Annotated in this window: 4 protein-coding genes; all 4 read right to left on the reverse strand. The window is 63.0% G+C overall.

Annotated elements, in window-relative coordinates:
• Nucleotides 1-512: PH domain-containing protein (locus ACEW8G_RS07690; protein ID WP_373487845.1), on the reverse strand; the 512-nt coding region annotated here is incomplete at its 3' end.
• Nucleotides 513-595: 83 nt separating this feature from the next.
• Nucleotides 596-1,195 (reverse strand): hypothetical protein, encoded by a 600-nt coding sequence (locus ACEW8G_RS07695; RefSeq protein WP_373487846.1) that lies wholly within the window; start codon nt 1,193-1,195, stop codon nt 596-598.
• A gap of 92 nt (nt 1,196-1,287) precedes the next feature.
• On the reverse strand, nt 1,288-1,836 hold the full coding sequence (locus ACEW8G_RS07700) for a demethoxyubiquinone hydroxylase family protein (protein WP_373487847.1): 549 nt from the start codon (nt 1,834-1,836) through the stop codon (nt 1,288-1,290).
• Nucleotides 1,833-1,966 (reverse strand): disulfide bond formation protein B (locus ACEW8G_RS07705; RefSeq protein ID WP_373487848.1); only part of this gene is annotated, 134 nt, incomplete at its 5' end. The genes ACEW8G_RS07705 and ACEW8G_RS07700, both read right to left, overlap by 4 nt.

The raw sequence follows: 1,966 nt of genomic DNA on the forward strand, positions 1-1,966 counted from the left end.
TACTGGCGCATCGTGTCGCGCATCGCTGCCGCCGTTTCTGGCGACAGTCCCGGCAAAGTGACAATGGAATTGTGCGTGCCTGCGGTGTGCACTGTCAGGCTCGCCAGATTGAACAGCCGTTCGAGCGGCCCTTGCGCCACATCAATATGCTGGATGCGCTTGAACGGCACGATGGTATCGGTGCGGAACAGCCAGCCGCGCGCCACGCGTAACTGCTCGTCTGCGCTCGCATAGCCCCAGCGCCGCCATTTGCGCATCGGCAGGAACACCAGCACGAACGCTGCAAAGGCAAGCGCCGGTGCGATGATCGAACCTTGGGGCAGCACGTCATCGCTGCTCAGCGCGATTTCCAGCACGCCTGCGCCGATGATGAACGGCAGCACAAACAGCAGCGTCACAAGGCGAATGACATGCGCATAACGGCGCTCAATCGGGTTCAGTCCGTCGCTCAGCGATCGGAACGGCGCTGCGGGCGATGCAATATCGTGCATATCAGCCAGTGATGCGGTCATGGGCGGCAAATCTCCAACCGGGGATCACCGCTATATGGGGCAGGTGTATTACCTGCGCAAGTCGGTTGACACGTGGGCGCGTGTCAATCTTCGGGGGGCTGGTCCGGGACAGGCTGGGGGGGCAACTGCACGCCATCGGCCTGCGCCTGCATCGCTGCTGCGGCGGCTGCGCGTTCGGCCTTGCGCGAATCGAGTTGCGCTTCAATCTCAACCTGGCGCGCTTCAACAGCCGCAGCATCCTGATCGATGTTGGACAGCCGCCGTTCGCGTTCTTCCTGGATCAGGCGTCCGGCCACGGCTTCTTCGCTGGTCGCCTTTTCAGCATAGGCGTTGCGCACCAGTTCCTGGGTGCAGCCGGTAAAGCCACCCGCGCCGACGGGTGAACAACTGTCGGTGCCGAAATTGCCGACGCGCTCCATTGAGCGCACCCGCTCGGTCCAGGCGGTGTTGGCAATCGCATTGGGGTCACCGCGCAGCTTTTCAGGGATGCGATAGCGCTCGGCCTCGTCCATGCGCACGCAGACCACGATCTCGTCGGGGTTCTTCGATGGCGCGCACTCGTCGCTGCCATAAACCATCCGCTGGATGACCTTGTCGCCAGCCGCGTCCTGCGCCATCGCGGGCACGAATGCCACAGTGCTCATCAAGGCCAAAGCCGCGAGGGTTGCGCTTCTGATCATCATCTTCTCCGCTCGGGCCTGACTGTTGGCCTGATCTGATATGGGTAACCGCATGAACCAGAGATGATCTGGCGGTCGGTTGGGCAAGGCTTGCCCTATATACGCTTCGACAGCGCAATCGCCGCACGGCAGCCTGCGCGGATCACGGCGCTCATCACCGGATAGCCGACGGCTTGTTCAGCGCCTTCGGCAAGCGCGCGGTCCTTGTGTTCTAGCTCTTCATCACGAAAACGCGCGATCGCTTCGGCGAGTTCCGGCTCGCTGTCGCCAAGCTGTTCGAGTTGTTCGGCATAATGCCGGTCGATCTCGGTCTCCACTGCCACGGTACAGGCCATTGCCGCCTTGGGGCCGATCAGCGCTGTGACCGCGCCCAGCCCAAACCCGGCGATGTGCCAGAACGGCTGCAGCGCGGTGGGGCGCACCCCGCGTTCGGCCATCACCTTGTCAAAAAAGGCGCGGTGAATCTCTTCCTGTGCGGCCATGCCAGCAATCGCGCGCGCCTCGTTGCCCTGATCACCCATCACGGCGCGCTGCCCGGCATAGATGCGGGTCGCGCCATATTCTCCGGCCTGGTTGACACGGATCATGCTGGCGATGTCGGTCTGGCTGGCCTGCGGCATCAGCGGTGTTGCGTGGTCGGTCATGCGGCGATGCTTCCTGTTTTCCTGCGGCGGATCAGCAGGAAGATGGAGGCCGCGCCTGCCAGCGACAAGATGAAATTGTAACCCGCCATGGAAATCCCGCCCAGCGTCCACTGCGGTGCATCGCAGCGCA

Source organism: Blastomonas sp. (assembly GCF_041747255.1).
GTDB lineage: Bacteria > Pseudomonadota > Alphaproteobacteria > Sphingomonadales > Sphingomonadaceae > Blastomonas.